Below are 15,258 nucleotides of genomic sequence, written 5' to 3'. Positions count from 1 at the left end.
ATCCGGTGATCCGGCCGGGCTTACTGGCGGATCGCGTCCTGGAACGACAGCTTCTCTTCGGTGTGCTGGGCACGCTCGGCGATCCAGTCGATCACCTGCTCTTCCATCACACGGTTCTGCAGGCCAGACATCAGCTGGGGGTCGTTGCGGTACATCTCAATGACCTGCTCCGGCTCTTCGTAGGTCGAAGCGATCAGACGCATCGTTTCGTTCAGGCGCTTGGCTTCCAGGCGCAGGTCGTTGATGCGGGCCACCTCGCCGACCAGCAGGCCGACCAGCACGCGCTTGGCGGCGGCGTCCTTGAAGCCTTCGTGGGCATCGGCCGGGATCTCACCGACGTTCTGGCCGTTGCGGCGGATCTGCTCGACCTGCTGGGCCAGCATGGCGCGGGCCTCGTTCTCGACCAGGCGCGGCGGCATTTCCACCGACGAATAGGCGGCAATCAGCTGCTCGCCCACTTCGCGGCGCAGACGGTTCATCAGGGCGCCCTTCAGCTCGCGCTCCAGGTTGGCGCGGATGTCGCTGCGGAACTGCTCCACATCGCCGCCCTTCACGCCGAAGCTCTTGATGAAGGCTTCGTCGACCGCCGGCACGACCGGCTCGGAGACTTCGGCAACCTTGACGGTGACCTGCACGGTCTTGCCGGCCAGCACCGGCACGCGCCAGTCCGCCGGGAACTCGACGTCCAGGGTCTTCTCTTCGCCCTTGGCCAGGCCAACCAGGCCCTTTTCGATGGTTTCGAACATCATGCCCTGGCCGAGCACGATCGAACCCTTCTCGGTGCCCTCGGCCGGCAGGCGCTCTTCGCCGGCCTGCGACCAGGTTTCCACGGCGACCAGATCACCGTCCTGTGCGCCACGGCTGACCGGGGCCCAGGTACGACGCTGGTTCTGCAGGTTCTCGATCATCTGGTCGATGTCGGCGTCGGTGATCTCGGCGCTGTGGCGCACGACGGTCAGCTTGCTGACGTCGATGTCGCCGAAGTCCGGCACCACTTCCACGGTGGCGACGAAGGAGAACTCACCCTCGTCGCCCTTGTCGATGCGCGGGCTGCCGACGATGCGCAGGTCGTGCTCGCGCACGGCCGCGTCGAAGGTTTCGCGCAGCAGGCCGTCCAGCGCCTCGCCACGGACCTGCGCGCCGAAGCGCTGCTCGATCACCTTGGCCGGCACCTTGCCCGGACGGAAACCCTTGATGCGGGTGGTACGGGCGATTTCGCCCAGGCGGCCGACGATGTGGCTCTGCAGACGCTCTTCCGGCAGCGAGAAGCTCAGGCGGCGTTCCAGGTTGCCGGTGGATTCGATCGAAGCTTGCATGTTGACTCCTGCCACCGGTGGCCCAGGCCCCCGGCTCGATGATTGGGATGAAACGGTTGTAAGGACACGACGTCTGGGACGCGCCTGCTTGCCGCAGCCCTTTAGTTTCGCCCAATTCGGCCTGCACTGCCAGCGCGTGCCGGTCAAGGGGGCGCAGATGGCCCGATCAGGGCGGGGACAGGCCGGCACTGGTGCGAAAGGGGGGACTCGAACCCCCACGCCTTGCGGCACTGGAACCTAAATCCAGGGCGTCTACCAATTCCGCCACTTTCGCGTGGCCGGCACAGGCGTTCATTGTCGCAGGCGATGACAGGAAGCGAAAGGCCTGCACAAAGCTGAACATGGCGATTCACGCGCAATTTGTTCCAGCACCGCTTCAGTAGATCCACGCCATGCGTGGATGAGGGCCGGAGCGACGCACAGGCAAAGCACAGGCAAGAAAAAAGCCACTTGGCGAACCAAGTGGCTTTCGTCTGGTGGGCTGTCAAGGATTCGAACCTTGGACCTATTGATTAAGAGTCAACTGCTCTACCAACTGAGCTAACAGCCCGAAATCGGGGCGCGAATTATGGCTTGATCCGAGCGGTGGGTGCAAGCACTTTTTTCAACGATGTTGAATCAAGTACGGCTGTTCCAGCACCGCGGCAGATCCACGCCATGCGCGGGTACCGCTACGTGCGATCCTTCAAATCGAAGGGGTCACACTTATAAGAAAAAAGCCACCTGGCATACCAGGTGGCTTCCGTCTTGGTGGGCCGTCAAGGATTCGAACCTTGGACCTATTGATTAAGAGTCAACTGCTCTACCAACTGAGCTAACGGCCCGTAAAACTCAGACGCACATTGTAGCGTGCATTCTGTTTATTGCAATACCGTTTCGGCTGCGCCGATGCGGTTGAATCAGTGGGGTGGCTGAGGGGATTCGAACCCCCGACCACCGGAATCACAATCCGGTACTCTAACCAACTGAGCTACAGCCACCACTGAAACTTTTGCTCCCTCGCCGATATCCGCTGGCGCTGGAGCTTCAAACCTTTGCCTGGGGACTGTCACCGAAGTTCCGGTCCGCCGAAGCGAGTCCGATATTCTGGTGGAGTCTTTACGCTTTTGCAAGCACTTCTTCACATCCGCCGATGCGATCCCAGTGCCTCGCCGATGGCGCGCCCGACAGGAATCGAACCTGTAACCGCCGGCTTAGAAGGCCGGTGCTCTATCCAGTTGAGCTACGGGCGCCCGAACCGGAACGGCGTCCAATCCGACGTGATGTGGGATTGGTCGGGGTAGAGGGATTCGAACCCCCGACATCCTGCTCCCAAAGCAGGCGCGCTACCAGACTGCGCTATACCCCGGTCTTGCAATCCCCTCGGGCCAGGCCCGGGGAGCTGGTCATTGTGGCCAAGCGCATCATGAACTGTCAACGCGGGCGACCCGCATCCGAAGCCTGACACCGCACCACGTGCAACCATCGGCTATGCTCCCGGTCATCGGCCGGATGGCCGTCCAGCCCCTCATTCGCACGGAGAACACGCATGCGCAGCGGCAACCCGGCTCTTTCCGAGTCGACCTTCCTCGACCTCGCCAGTGGCTCGGTGGTAACCAGCCCCGACCAGGCCATGACGCTCAACGGCACCGTCAACAAGACCGGTTTCCTGCTGCTGCTGACAGTGTTGACGGCGGCCTTCGCCTGGAACCAGTCGATCGACGAGTACGACCAGGTCATGGACGCGGCCAGGCTGTACGCCATGGGCGGCGCGATCGGCGGCCTGGTACTGGCACTGGTTACCGTCTTCAAGAAGGAATGGTCCCCGGTCACCGCGCCGATGTACGCGCTGGTCGAGGGGCTTTTCCTCGGCGCCATCTCGGCCGTCTTCAACGCCAAGTTCCCGGGCATCGTGTTCCAGGCGGTGCTGCTGACCTTCGGCACCCTGTTCGCGCTGCTGATCGCCTACCGCAGCGGCGTGATCAAGGCCACCGAGAACTTCAAGATGGGTGTGGTCGCCGCCACCGGCGGCATCGCCCTGCTCTACCTGGCCTCGTTCGTGCTCGGCTTCTTCAACATCGATGTGCCGGTGATCCACGATTCCAGTTGGCTGGGCATTGCGTTCAGCCTGTTCGTGGTGGTCGTCGCCGCGCTGAACCTGGTGCTGGATTTCGACTTCATCGAAACCGGCGTGGCCCAGCGCGCACCGAAGTACATGGAGTGGTATGGCGCATTCGGCCTGATGGTGACCCTGGTCTGGCTGTATGTGGAGTTCCTGCGCCTGCTGTCGAAGATCCAGCAGCGCTGAACCCCATCTGGTCGTAAACGACAAGCCGTGGTCCGCGAGGATCACGGCTTTTTTTTGGAACCCTGCCCCATGTCCTGCACCTTCCACAGCTACCGCCCGGCAGACGGACACCGCCTTCCGCACGACCCGTTCAACGCCATCATCGGCCCACGCCCGATCGGCTGGATTTCCAGCTGTGACGCCGAAGGGACACTGAACCTGGCGCCGTACAGCTTCTTCAATGCGTTCAACTACACCCCGCCGATCATCGGCTTCTCCAGCCAGGGCCGCAAAGACTCGCTGCGCAACATCGAAGCGACCGGTGAGTTCGCCTGGAACCTGGCGACCTTCGACCTGGCCGAAGCAATGAACGAAAGCTGTCGTGGGGTCGGGCCGGAGGTCGACGAGTTCGCCCTGGCCGGGCTGACGCCACTGGCCTCCACACAGGTCGCGCCACCCCGCGTGGCACAGAGCCCGGTGAGCATGGAGTGCCGTTGCACCCAGATCGTGCGCCTGCGCGATGCCGCCGGGCAGGACACCAACGGCTGGCTGGTGCTGGGCGAAGTGGTCGCAGTGCACATCGACACCCGTTTGCTGGTCGACGGCATCTACGACACCGCTGCAGCGGCGCCTATCCTGCGCGGCGGCGGCCCCGCCGACTACTTCCGCATCGGCGCCGAACAACGCTTCCGCATGTTCCGCCCAGCCTGAGCCTCAGGCTGCCGGCGCACGCGCCAGCAGCGTCGGCAGCGACGAGGCCAGCAGCGCGATGCCGGATGCGGTCAGCAGACTCAGTACGATCTGCCGGAAGCGCGCCTCGCTGATACCGATGTAGACCCGCGCGCCCAGCAGCGTCGGCACCAGCATGGCCGGCGCCACGATGGCGAAGTACGGCAGCATCTGCCGCGTCACCAGGCCAGTTCCGACATAGGTGGCCATGGTCACCGCCAGCATGGCCAGGTTGAAGTTCTGGATGACCGCGCGCTGCTCGTCCTTGCCGAAGCCGCGCAGCGTGCTCCACAACGTCGGCACCGGCCCGGCGAAGCCACCGATGCCACTGAGCACGCCACCGGCCATACCGGCAATGGCATCACCCACGCGCCCTCCGACGGTGATCGGCGGCAACGAGCGCGCCATCAGCATCACCGGGCACCACAGCGCCAGGAAGCCGCCCAGCAAAGCCTTGAACCAGTCCATGTCCAGCTGCGGCAGCAGCATCACGCCCAGCGGAATGCCGGCCAGCCCACCCAGCACGAAAGGCAGCAGCAGGCGCGGATTGAAGCCGCGGCGCACGGTGAACACCGCCACCACCTGGCCGACCAGCGCGCCGAACACCGACAGTGTGGCCGCCAGTCGCGGCTCCAGCCCCCATGCCCAGAACGACATCGCCACCATGCCGAAGGCGAAACCCGACAGCCCCTGCACGAATCCGGCGACGATCGCGCCGAGCGCGACCAGCAGGTACACCGATTCCATCACCACCTCGGTTGCAGCGGCGCGGCTACCCTGCCGCGCCCACCTGTGCAGCGTAGTGCGCCGCGAGGTGCTCGACCAGCGCACGCACCTTGGGGGCAAGCGCACGCGCATGTGGATACAGCGCGAAGTAGCGTCGCTGCCCCGCATGCCACGCTGGCAGCACACGGATCAATCGACCGGCGCGCAGATCTTCCTGCACCGTCAGCGCGGTGAACAGGCTGATGCCCATTCCCGCCAGCGCGGCGGCATACAGCGCTGGCGTGGCATCCACGCGCAGGCGCTGGCCAGCCTCGATGTTCATGCTGGCACCACGCGGCCCCTGCAGCTGCCAGGGCGGCATCGACGGCGTGGGACTGAAGCCCAGCAGGGCGTGCTGCGCAAGGTCGGCCGCCTGCCGCGGCAGGCCGTGCCGGGCCAGATAGGCTGGCGCGGCCACCAGTATGCGCGGGCAGCTGGCCAGTTCACGTGCGACCAGTTGGCTGTCCGGCAACGCATGCGCGATGCGCAGGGCCAGGTCGAACCCACCGCCCACGACATCGACCAGCTGATCATCGGCCGACAGATCCAGCGAGACCTGCGGGTAGCGCTGCAGGAACGACGGCAACCACTGTGGCAACTCCTGGCTGGCGACCACCTGCGGCACGCTGATGCGCACTGAGCCACCGGGCTGGGCCTGTCCTGCGCGCGCGCGGTCATCCGCCTCCTGCAGACGATCGAGCAGCGCGCCGGCCTCCTGGTAGTAATCGCGTCCGGCTTCGGTCAATGACAGCCGGCGGCTGTTGCGATCGAGCAGGCGCACCTGCAGATGGTCTTCCAGTTGCCGCAGCTGCCGAGACATCGCCGAGTGGGTCGTGCCCAGGCGTTCGGCCGCAGCAGTGAAGCCGCCTGCGTCGACGATGGCGCGCAGCGCACGCAGGGCAGCGAAATGATCCATCAACGGGCAACTCCACCTGGCGGGGGCCCACGGCATGCGGGCCCTAGCAGCTTATCAAGCGCCGTCGCCGGCCTTGCGCACCGGCAGCGCCAGGATTGCATCGGTACTCAGAACGTCACCAAAGGTATCCTCGATCTGCGCCAGCGAGGCCCCGTGCAGCGCGCGATGATCCATGCGCTGGCCGCCGGCCAGATCCAGATCGCGACTGGCCGTCGCATCGGACGACACGATCACCCGGTAGCCGCGCGGTGCGGCGGCAGCGTCACGGGCGGCGCCGGCCACGCAGGCATGGGTCTGCAGGCCGGTGACGATCAGCGTGTCGATGCCGGCGTCCTTCAGCACGGTGTCCAGCACGGCAGCCGAGGCGCCGGCGAACACGCTCACGTTGTCCTTCTGCACCACGGCCTCGCCCTGGCGCGGCAGCAGGCCCCGATGGAAGGCGGCGTTGACGCTGCCCTGCGCGAACAGCGGCGCGCCGGCCGGCAGCACATGCTGCACGTGGATCACGCGGATGCCGTTGGCATCAGCGAACTCGACCACCCGCTTCGCCTGGCGCAGCGCGGCTACGCCGTCAGGGATGACCATGCGGCCACCAGCAAAGCCGGGCGCGGCACTGGCGTCGAAGTATTCGTTTTGGAAATCGATGACCAGCACGGCGGTCTTCGCGGCATCCAGCGAGGCCGCGACCGGCGCGCCGGCCATATGGCGGATGGTGGGATGGGCCGGTTCGGCAGCGGCGACCGGGGCGGTGGCGGCCATGCCGATCAGGCTGGCCAGGCCGAAGGCGGAAAGGTTCATGGGGCGACTCCTGTGCGGTGGGAAGTGGGCACAGGATGCGGAGCGGCTGGCGCACGAACCAGCCGGGATCGGGCACATGATCTGTACGATAAACGCACAGATAACCGCCTGTAGCCACCCCATGGGTGGCTGCGGATCAAAGCCCCGCCATCCACGCATGGCGTGGATCTACCGAGTCAGCCCACAACGCAACGGGGCGCCCGAAGGCGCCCCGCTGTGGATCCAACCGAGGTCGACCGGCCGCTTACAGGCGGGTGGCGATAGCCTTGGCGAAGCTCATGGTGGTACCGGTGCCGCCGAGGTCGCCGGTCAGCGAATCCTTGGCTTCCATGGTCGCCACGATGGCCTTGCGCAGGCGCTCGGCGTTTTCCGGCTGGCCGATATGGTCCAGCATCTGCGCCGCTGCCAGCAACAGCGCGCACGGATTGGCCTTGCCCTGGCCGGCGATGTCCGGCGCGGTGCCGTGCACGGCTTCGAAGATCGCCGCATCCTTGCCGATGTTGGCACCCGGGGCCAGGCCCAGGCCGCCCACCAGGCCGGCGCACAGGTCGGAGATGATGTCGCCGAACAGGTTGGTGGTAACGATCACGTCGAACTGTTCCGGACGCATCACCAGCTGCATGCAGCAGTTGTCGACGATCATTTCCTGGAACTCGATGTCCGGGTACTGCGCGGCCACTTCACGGGCGACGTTCAGGAACAGGCCCGAGGTCGACTTGATGATGTTGGCCTTGTGTACGGCGGTGACCTTCTTGCGGCCGACGCTGCGGGCCAGCTCGAAGGCGTAGCGCACGATACGCTCGGAACCCTTGCGGGTGATGCGGGTGCCGGAGAAGGCGGTCTCGCCATCAGCCGACACTTCCTGGCCTTCGGCCAGGTACGCACCTTCGGTGTTCTCACGAACGGTGATCAGGTCGACGTTGTCGAAACGCGACTTGGTGTTCGGGAAGGTGTGGGCCGGACGCACGTTGGCGTACAGGTCGAAATGGCGGCGCAGGCTGACGTTGATCGAGGTGAAGCCACCACCGACGGGGGTGGTCAGCGGGCTCTTCAGCGCGACCTTGTTGCGCGCGATCGACTCCAGGGTCACCGCCGGCATCAGGTCGCCGTGCTTTTCCAGGGCCACCAGGCCGGCGTCGGCGTCTTCATACTCCAGGCCAGCGTTGAGCTGGTCGAGCACGAACAGGGTGGCGTCCATGATTTCCGGGCCAATGCCGTCGCCGCGGATGACCGTAATTTTCTGCGTCATTGATCGATGTTCCGAACAGGGGGAAAAACGCCGTCCGGACGTGCCCGGAAACGCCGGCGCAAAGGAAGTTTCACCCGCAATTATGCCTGAGCCGGGGCCGAGGTCCCAAATAGACCATGGTCCCACTCCCCGGCTCAGGCAGAATTGCCCGCGCATTCCACCTTATCCCCGCGCCTGTCGGCGCGCCCCCTTGAACAACAAGGGGGCTCCTGGACTGTTGGATTGCGGGGAAGGCCCCCTTGCAGGTCCGGTAGTGCCGGCCGCTGGCCGGCAACCCCGGCCGTGTCGGGTTCAGGGAATGCCGGCCAGCTGCCGGCACTACCGGAGCACTCAGTGCTCGTGCGCTGCCGGGGCGGCCGCGCCGCCTTCAAGCTGGTCGAGGAAGTCGACCGCGCGGCGCAGGTGCGGGATCACGATCGAGCCGCCGACCACCAGGCCGACCGAGAAGGTCTCGAAGAACTCCTCACGGGTCACCCCGGCGTCCTTGCACTGGGCCACGTGGTAGCTGATGCAGTCGTCGCAGCGCAGCACCATCGAGGCCACCAGGCCCAGCAGTTCCTTGGTCTTCACGTCCAGCGCGCCGGCCTGGTAGGTCTGCGTATCCAGCGCGAAGAAGCGCCGCACCACCTGGTTCGGTTCACCCAGGATGCGCTCGTTCATGCGCTTGCGGAAGTCGGTGAATTCGGCGATGCGGTCCTTGCTGCCGTCGTCGGCCGTGCTCATGCCTGGCCCTGCCCGGCCAGCAGCGGCTCAAGCTTGCCTTCACGGTGCAGGGCCATCATGTCGTCGTAGCCGCCGACATGGACGTCGCCGACGAAGATCTGCGGCACACTGGTGCGGCGGGTCAGCGCCATCATCTTCTCGCGCTCGGCCGGGTCCAGGTCGATGCGGACCTCGGTCCACTGCTGGCCCTTGCTCTTGAGGAAGTTCTTGGCGGCCACGCAGTACGGGCAGACGGCGGTGGAATAGATGGTGATGGCGGGGGCACCGCCGGCGGTCTGGGCTGTCACGGGAAACTCCACGATGGATCGACGGTCTACATATGGTACCGGCGCGCTGGAATTTCCACGCCACCGCCGCAACACTGTGGATTAACGAATGGTTGCCCCCTGCCCTGCCACGCTTGGCGCGCCCTGCCCGAGGACCTTCTGCTTGCGAGCCCTGCTGCTGACTACCGCCGTCACCCTGGCCCTGGCCATGCCGCTGGCCCAGGCCCAGGAGAAGCTGCCCGACATCGGCTCCTCGGCCGGCGAGCTGCTGACCCCGGCGCGCCAGGCCGAGTACGGCGCGATGATGCTGCGCGAGCTGCGCAACTACGGCTACCTGCTGGACGACCCGCTGGTGAACGATTGGCTGCAGACCATGGGCACCCGGCTTGGCTCCAACAGCGACCAGCCGCGCCAGCCCTACACCTTCTTCGTGATGAAGGACCGCCAGATCAACGCCTTCGCGACCCTTGGCGGCTACATCGGGGTCAATGCCGGCCTGGTGCTGACCGCCGAACGCGAGGATGAGGTGGCTGCGGTGCTGTCCCACGAAATCGCCCATGTCACCCAGCAGCACGTGCTGCGCGGGGTCGAGCGCGCCCAGCGCGACCAGATTCCGATCCTGCTGGGCATGCTGGCTGCGGTGGTGGCTGCCCAGGCCAGCAACAGCACCTCCTCGGGCAACGCGACCATGGCCGCGATCAGCTCGGGCATGGGCCTGATGCAGCAGCGGCAGATCAACTACACCCGCTCCAACGAATCGGAGGCCGACCGCCTCGGCATTCGCACCCTGTCGCGCAGCGGCTATGACGTGGACGCGATGGCCGGCTTCTTCGAGCGCATGTCGGCGGCGATGCGCGGCAACGAGGGCGGCTACAGCGTGCCCGAGTTCCTGCGCACCCACCCGGTCAACATCACCCGTATCAGCGAGGCCAAGGCCCGCGCCGAGCAGATGAAGAAGGACACGGTGCTGCTGACCACCAGCACCCCCAGCGGCGAACGCAAGGAGCGGGTGAATCCGGCCGATCCAGGGCTGGCCGAGCCGCTGCTGCGCGGAAACAACCCCTTGCTGCCCAGCAGCGTGCTGCGCATTCCGGTCGGCCAGCTGGCCCGTGGCGCCAGCGGCGACTTCGAGTGGGCACGGGAACGCCTGCGGGTGCTGAGCGCCGATTCCACCGCCGAGCTGGAGCGCGAATACGCGGACATGGCCAAGCGGCAGAAGGACGGCCTCAACGACGCCCAGCGCTACGGCCAGGCGCTGGCTGTCATGCGCGGCGGCCGCAGCGGTGCCACGCAGGCCCGGCAGACCCTGGCCAGCCTGCTGCAGACCCGCCCGGACAACCTGTGGCTGGCACTGGGCCTGGGCGAGGCCGAATCGCGTGCCGGGCTGGGCGCGCAGGCCAACACCCGTTTCGAGCAGCTGCTGCGCGAGCACCCCAACAGCCGGCCCGTGGCCCTGACCTACGCCGAGATCCTGAACGAACAGGGCACCCGAGAGGCGGGCCAGCGCGCGCAGGCCATGCTGCGGCCCCTGCTGTCGCAAAGTGGTAACGATCCGGTCTTCCAGCAGCGATACGCCCGCGCCAGCGAGCTGGCCGGTGACAGCGTGCGCGCCAGCGAGGCCTATGCCGAGGCCGCCTTCCTCAGCGGCCGCCCGGAGCAGTCGCTGATGCAGCTGCAGGCGCTCAAGCGCAACCCGGCGCTGGACTACGTGGGCCGGGCACGGGTGGACGCACGCATCGAGGCGATCACCCCCACCGTGCTGGAGCTGCGCCGCCAGGGCGTGCAGGACCCGGACCTCGACCGCCGCTGAGTGCTGCATGACCGGTCGATGGCAATCCCGGCCGGTTCCGGCCAGGTAGTCACAAACATGTCATCAAACCGTAGTCTACTGGCACCACTCCAGTAACCGAGCCCTACGGTGTCCTCGTGCAGAAACGCATCCTGATCGTCGATGACGAGCCCGCGATCCGTGAAATGGTCGCCTTCGCCCTGCGCAAGGGCGATTACGAACCGGTCCACGCCGGCGATGCCCGTGAGGCCCAGACCGCGATCGCCGACCGCGTTCCCGACCTGATCCTGCTGGACTGGATGCTGCCCGGCACCAGCGGCCTGGATCTGGCCCGCCGCTGGCGCAAGGAAACGCTGACCCGCGAAGTACCGATCATCATGCTGACCGCCCGCGGTGAAGAGAACGACCGTGTCGGTGGCCTGGAAGCCGGTGTCGACGACTACGTGGTCAAGCCGTTCTCGGCGCGCGAACTGCTGGCCCGCATCCGTGCGGTCATGCGCCGCGCCCGCGAGGACGACGAGGACGGCAGCGTGGCGGTCGGCCCGATCCGCATCGACGGCGCCGCCCATCGCGTGTTCGCCAACGACCAGCCGGTGCCGATCGGCCCGACCGAATACCGCCTGCTGCACTTCTTCATGACCCACCCCGAGCGCGTCTACACCCGCGCCCAGCTGCTGGACCATGTGTGGGGCGGCAGCGTGTACGTGGAGGAGCGCACCATCGACGTGCACATCCGCCGCCTGCGCAAGACGCTGGAACCGTTCAACGCCGAGAACATGGTGCAGACCGTGCGCGGCGCCGGCTACCGCTTCTCCACCGCCACCTGAGTCTCGTCGTGCCGGCGCCGCGCACCCGCGGGTGCCGGCACCGGCAACTCTGCTATAACCCTCGGTTCACCCCAGTGAACCGCCGCACCTCAACGACGAGATCGCAATGCCTCGCCACATCCGCTCTGCCTGGTTGAAGACCCTGGCCACCGTTGCCGCGGTACTGCTGTTCTCCGGACTGGTGGGGTGGTTCACGGGTCACCTGTGGTTGTGCATCGCACTGGGCGCGCTGGCCACCCTGGCCTGGCATTACTGGCGGCTGCGCAGCGTGCTGCGCCGGCTGACCGCGCGCCAGCGCTGGGACACCGCGGAGGAAGGCACCGGCGTCTGGAACGAGCTGGACCGCCTGCTGTACCGCAACCAGGTGGAAATGCGCGTTCGCAAGCGCCGCCTGCTCGACATGCTGCGCAGCTACCGCGCCGCCGCCGCCGCGTTGCCCGATGCCGTGGTGGTACTGGACCGCAACAGCCAGCGTGTGCAGTGGTTCAACGAAGCGGCCACCGCCCTGCTCGGCCTGCATCATCCGGGGGACCTCGGCGAAGCCCTGGTCGAACGCCTGCAGCCGATGCCGCTGGCACACTGGCTGGCCGGCGGCCGCAATGCCGAGCCGATCCTGGATGTGCCCTCGCCGGTCGATCCGGCGATCCGCCTGAACCTGCGCCTGATTCCCTATTCGTCGGACTACTGGCTGCTGATCGCCCGCGACGTCAGCAAGCTGCTGCGCCTGGAACAGGTGCGCCGCGACTTCGTCGCCAACGTTTCACACGAACTGCGCACGCCGCTCACCGTGGTGCACGGCTACCTGGACATGATGGACCCGGAGGATTTCCCGGGCACCGGTCCGATGCTGGAAGAGATGCGCAAGCAGAGCCAACGCATGGCCCAGCTGGTGGAAGACCTGCTGACGCTGTCGCGCCTCGAATCGCAGGAACACAGCGAGGAAGAGACGGTGGCGATGCAGCCGATGCTGGCCACGCTGCGCCGCGAAGCCGAAGCGCACAGCCAGGGCCGCCACCAGATCAGCATCGACGACCTCGCCGGTGTCGACCTGCAGGGTTCCACCAAGGAGCTGCACAGCGCCTTCTCCAACCTGGTGACCAACGCGGTGCGCTATACCCCGGCCGGTGGCCGCATCGCGGTGGAATTCCGCCGCGAAGGCGACGGCGCGGTGCTGGCGGTGCGCGATTCCGGTTACGGCATCCCGGCCACCCACCTGCCGCGGCTGACAGAACGTTTCTACCGTGTCTCCAGCAGCCGTTCCCGCGAAAGCGGCGGTACCGGCCTGGGCCTGTCCATCGTCAAGCACATCCTCGGCCTGCACCACGCGCGGCTGGAGATTGAAAGCGAGGTTGGCAAGGGCTCGGTGTTTTCCTGCCATTTCGATGCCGACCACGTGCGCCCGCGCGAGTCCGCCCCCCTGACTTCCATCGAAGAATGACGCCATGAGCAGCCTCGGATCCCTCCCCCTCCCCGTGAGCCCGGACAACGATCCGTTGCGCGACCCGGCGCTCTACATCAACCGCGAGCTGTCGCAGCTGGATTTCAACTTCCGCGTGCTGGCCCAGGCGATGGACCCGCAGGTGCCGCTGCTGGAGCGCCTGCGCTTCATGTGCATCTCCTGTACCAACCTCGACGAGTTCTTCGAAATCCGCGCCGCGGCCGTACGCCACGCGCAGGAGTTCGGCCTGCCGCCGGCACCGGACGGAATGAGCCCGCAGGCCATCCTCAACGCCATCCACGACCGTGCCGCCGAACTGGTGGACCAGCAGTACCGCTGCTGGAACGAGACGCTGCGCCCGGCACTGATGGAGGCCGGCATTGGCGTACTCGGCCGGCATTCGTGGACCCACCGCCAGAAGCGCTGGCTGCGCGCGTACTTCCGCAACGAGATCATGCCGGTGCTGTCGCCGCTGGGCCTGGACCCGGTGCATCCGTTCCCGAAGATCCTCAACAAGTCGCTGAACATCGTGGTGGTGCTGAAGGGCACCGACGCGTTCGGCCGTGCCGGCCACCTGGCCATCGTGCGTGCGCCGCGCTCGCTGCCACGCATCATCCAGCTGCCGGAGAAGCTCGGCGGATCGCAGAACTTCGTGTTCCTGTCGTCGGTGCTGTCCACCTTCGTCGATGAGCTGTTCCCGGGCATGGAAGTCCAGGGGGCCTACCAGTTCCGCGTTACCCGCAACTCCGAGCTGGTGGTGGACGAGGAAGAAGTGGAGAACCTGGCGCTGGCATTGCGCGACGAACTGGTCGACCGCGGCTACCGGCCGGCGGTGCGGCTGGAAATCGCACAGGACATGCCACGCGACATCGTGCGCACCCTGCTGCAGAACTTCGGCCTGACCGAGAACGCGGTGTACCGCATCGACGGCCCGGTCAACCTCAACCGCATCATCCAGCTGTACGACCTGATCGCGCAGCCGGACCTGAAGTACCCGCCGATGACCCCGCGCACGCTGCGCGACAGCGACGGCATCTTCGAGACGGTCGCGCGCCAGGACCTGCTGCTGCACCACCCGTTCGATGCATTCACCGCAGTGCTGGACCTGATCCGGCAGGCGGCGACCGACCCCAATGTGCTGGCGATCAAGCAGACCCTGTACCGCACCGGCAAGGATTCGCTGATCGTCGACGCGCTGATCCAGGCTGCACGCAACGGCAAGGACGTGACCGTGGTGGTCGAGCTGCGCGCGCGCTTCGACGAGGAGGCCAACCTGGGCCTGGCCGATCGCCTGCAGGAAGCCGGCGTGCAGGTGGTGTACGGCGTGGTCGGCTACAAGACCCACGCCAAGATGCTGCTGATCGTGCGCCGCGAGGGCCGCAAGCTGCGCCGCTACGTGCACCTGGGCACCGGCAACTACCACAGCGGCACCGCCCGTGCGTACACCGACATCAGCCTGATCACCGCCGATGCGGACATCGGCAACGACGTGCACCTGCTGTTCCAGCAGCTGTCCGGGCTGGCCTCGAAGATGAAGCTCAAGCGCCTGCTGCAGTCGCCCTTTACCCTGCACACCGGCATCCTCGGCCGCATCGAGCGCGAAACGCGCATCGCCGCCGCCGGCCGCCCGGCGCGGATCATCGCCAAGATGAACGCGTTGAACGAACCGCAGGTGGTACGCGCGCTGTACGCCGCCTCGCAGGCCGGCGTGCAGATCGACCTGATCATCCGCGGCGCCTGCACTCTGCGCCCGGGCGTGCCGGGCATCTCGAACAACATCCGCGTGCGCTCGATCGTCGGCCGCTTCCTGGAGCACAGCCGCGTCTACTGGTTCGGCAACGACGGCGCACCGGAGATGTACTGCGCCAGTGCCGACTGGCTGGAACGCAACCTGCTGCGCCGGGTCGAGACCTGCTTCCCGATCCTCGACCCGGAGCTGGCCAAGCGGGTGTACCGCGAAGTGCTGCAGAACTACCTTGACGACAACCTCAACGCCTGGGAACTGGATGCCGACGGCATCTACCACAAGCGTGCACCGGCCCACGACGAAGCACCGCATTCTGCGCAGATGGCATTGATGCAGGGCCTCTGATCCGGTACGTGTCGACCAAGGTCGGCGCGTTTGGACTCATCCACGCATGGCGTGGATCTACCGTGTCGACCAAGGTCGACACCC

General features: G+C 66.5%; 13 protein-coding genes and 6 tRNA genes. 6 read left to right on the top strand and 13 right to left on the bottom strand.

All coding sequences use genetic code 11. From position 1 onward, the window contains the following. Positions 1-20: 20 nt before the first annotated feature. The 7 genes from tig to EZ304_RS13890 all read right to left on the bottom strand — a co-directional run bounded on the left by tig (position 21) and on the right by EZ304_RS13890 (position 2,664). Positions 21-1,316 (bottom strand): trigger factor, encoded by a 1,296-nt coding sequence (tig, locus tag EZ304_RS13920; protein WP_049448004.1) that lies wholly within the window; start codon positions 1,314-1,316, stop codon positions 21-23. Positions 1,317-1,505: 189 nt separating this feature from the next. Next, positions 1,506-1,590: transfer RNA gene (locus EZ304_RS13915), tRNA-Leu, on the bottom strand. A gap of 200 nt (positions 1,591-1,790) precedes the next feature. Further along, positions 1,791-1,866: transfer RNA gene (locus EZ304_RS13910), tRNA-Lys, on the bottom strand. Positions 1,867-2,064: 198 nt separating this feature from the next. Next, positions 2,065-2,140, bottom strand: a tRNA-Lys gene (locus EZ304_RS13905). A gap of 79 nt (positions 2,141-2,219) precedes the next feature. Continuing rightward, positions 2,220-2,296: transfer RNA gene (locus EZ304_RS13900), tRNA-His, on the bottom strand. A 175-nt stretch (positions 2,297-2,471) separates the two neighbouring features. Then, positions 2,472-2,548 (bottom strand) — tRNA-Arg (locus EZ304_RS13895). A 39-nt stretch (positions 2,549-2,587) separates the two neighbouring features. Beyond that, positions 2,588-2,664, bottom strand: a tRNA-Pro gene (locus EZ304_RS13890). 180 nt (positions 2,665-2,844) lie between these two features. On the opposite strand from EZ304_RS13890, the gene EZ304_RS13885 reads away from it, so the two are divergent. Then, complete coding sequence (locus EZ304_RS13885; RefSeq protein WP_099551257.1) at positions 2,845-3,603, top strand: Bax inhibitor-1/YccA family protein; 759 nt, start codon at positions 2,845-2,847, stop codon at positions 3,601-3,603. Between the two features lie 69 nt (positions 3,604-3,672). Beyond that, a complete protein-coding gene (locus EZ304_RS13880; protein WP_142807345.1) occupies positions 3,673-4,293 on the top strand; it encodes a flavin reductase family protein in 621 nt (206 codons plus the stop codon). Between the two features lie 3 nt (positions 4,294-4,296). On the opposite strand, the gene EZ304_RS13875 is transcribed toward EZ304_RS13880, so the two are convergent. The 6 genes from EZ304_RS13875 to grxC all read right to left on the bottom strand — a co-directional run bounded on the left by EZ304_RS13875 (position 4,297) and on the right by grxC (position 9,049). After that, complete coding sequence (locus EZ304_RS13875) at positions 4,297-5,058, bottom strand: sulfite exporter TauE/SafE family protein (RefSeq protein ID WP_142807344.1); 762 nt, start codon at positions 5,056-5,058, stop codon at positions 4,297-4,299. Between the two features lie 25 nt (positions 5,059-5,083). Further along, a complete protein-coding gene (locus tag EZ304_RS13870) occupies positions 5,084-5,992 on the bottom strand; it encodes a LysR family transcriptional regulator (RefSeq protein ID WP_099551260.1) in 909 nt (302 codons plus the stop codon). A gap of 54 nt (positions 5,993-6,046) precedes the next feature. After that, a complete protein-coding gene (locus EZ304_RS13865) occupies positions 6,047-6,790 on the bottom strand; it encodes a cysteine hydrolase family protein (protein WP_142807343.1) in 744 nt (247 codons plus the stop codon). Between the two features lie 244 nt (positions 6,791-7,034). Continuing rightward, positions 7,035-8,039: an isocitrate dehydrogenase gene (locus EZ304_RS13860; RefSeq protein WP_099551263.1), complete on the bottom strand. Its 1,005-nt coding sequence runs from the start codon at positions 8,037-8,039 to the stop codon at positions 7,035-7,037. 330 nt (positions 8,040-8,369) lie between these two features. After that, positions 8,370-8,762 carry a carboxymuconolactone decarboxylase family protein gene (locus tag EZ304_RS13855; protein ID WP_099551264.1) on the bottom strand — a complete coding sequence of 131 codons (393 nt, stop codon included), beginning with the start codon at positions 8,760-8,762 and terminating at the stop codon, positions 8,370-8,372. Next, a complete protein-coding gene (grxC, locus tag EZ304_RS13850; protein ID WP_004154541.1) occupies positions 8,759-9,049 on the bottom strand; it encodes a glutaredoxin 3 in 291 nt (96 codons plus the stop codon). The genes EZ304_RS13855 and grxC overlap by 4 nt, the downstream gene beginning before the upstream one ends. An 88-nt stretch (positions 9,050-9,137) precedes the next feature. Between grxC and EZ304_RS13845 the strand changes: the two genes are divergently transcribed. The 4 genes from EZ304_RS13845 to ppk1 all read left to right on the top strand — a co-directional run bounded on the left by EZ304_RS13845 (position 9,138) and on the right by ppk1 (position 15,174). After that, positions 9,138-10,838, top strand: a complete 1,701-nt coding sequence (locus tag EZ304_RS13845) for a M48 family metalloprotease (RefSeq protein WP_180851831.1) — start codon at positions 9,138-9,140, stop codon at positions 10,836-10,838. Between the two features lie 116 nt (positions 10,839-10,954). Next, on the top strand, positions 10,955-11,644 hold the full coding sequence (gene phoB, locus EZ304_RS13840) for a phosphate regulon transcriptional regulator PhoB (protein WP_005408258.1): 690 nt from the start codon (positions 10,955-10,957) through the stop codon (positions 11,642-11,644). 106 nt (positions 11,645-11,750) lie between these two features. Next, on the top strand, positions 11,751-13,082 hold the full coding sequence (phoR, locus tag EZ304_RS13835) for a phosphate regulon sensor histidine kinase PhoR (RefSeq protein ID WP_087921666.1): 1,332 nt from the start codon (positions 11,751-11,753) through the stop codon (positions 13,080-13,082). Positions 13,083-13,086: 4 nt separating this feature from the next. Continuing rightward, on the top strand, positions 13,087-15,174 hold the full coding sequence (gene ppk1 / locus EZ304_RS13830; protein WP_142807342.1) for a polyphosphate kinase 1: 2,088 nt from the start codon (positions 13,087-13,089) through the stop codon (positions 15,172-15,174). Positions 15,175-15,258: the final 84 nt, after the last annotated feature.

Origin of the sequence: Stenotrophomonas maltophilia (assembly GCF_006974125.1) — a bacterium.
Taxonomy (GTDB): Bacteria; Pseudomonadota; Gammaproteobacteria; order Xanthomonadales; family Xanthomonadaceae; genus Stenotrophomonas; species Stenotrophomonas maltophilia_O.
Note: the sequence above shows the minus strand (reverse complement) of the source record. Positions and strands in the feature narration are given on the sequence as shown.

Bases quoted from the DNA above. Each gene is read 5' to 3' on its own strand.
- tig (WP_049448004.1), bottom strand. From the start codon at position 1,316: ATGCAAGCTTCGATCGAATCCACCGGCAACCTGGAACGCCGCCTGAGC.
- EZ304_RS13885 (WP_099551257.1), top strand. From the start codon at position 2,845: ATGCGCAGCGGCAACCCGGCTCTTTCCGAGTCGACCTTCCTCGACCTC.
- EZ304_RS13880 (WP_142807345.1), top strand. From the start codon at position 3,673: ATGTCCTGCACCTTCCACAGCTACCGCCCGGCAGACGGACACCGCCTT.
- EZ304_RS13875 (WP_142807344.1), bottom strand. From the start codon at position 5,058: ATGGAATCGGTGTACCTGCTGGTCGCGCTCGGCGCGATCGTCGCCGGA.
- EZ304_RS13870 (WP_099551260.1), bottom strand. From the start codon at position 5,992: ATGGATCATTTCGCTGCCCTGCGTGCGCTGCGCGCCATCGTCGACGCA.
- EZ304_RS13865 (WP_142807343.1), bottom strand. From the start codon at position 6,790: ATGAACCTTTCCGCCTTCGGCCTGGCCAGCCTGATCGGCATGGCCGCC.
- EZ304_RS13860 (WP_099551263.1), bottom strand. From the start codon at position 8,039: ATGACGCAGAAAATTACGGTCATCCGCGGCGACGGCATTGGCCCGGAA.
- EZ304_RS13855 (WP_099551264.1), bottom strand. From the start codon at position 8,762: ATGAGCACGGCCGACGACGGCAGCAAGGACCGCATCGCCGAATTCACC.
- EZ304_RS13845 (WP_180851831.1), top strand. From the start codon at position 9,138: ATGGTTGCCCCCTGCCCTGCCACGCTTGGCGCGCCCTGCCCGAGGACC.
- phoR (WP_087921666.1), top strand. From the start codon at position 11,751: ATGCCTCGCCACATCCGCTCTGCCTGGTTGAAGACCCTGGCCACCGTT.
- ppk1 (WP_142807342.1), top strand. From the start codon at position 13,087: ATGAGCAGCCTCGGATCCCTCCCCCTCCCCGTGAGCCCGGACAACGAT.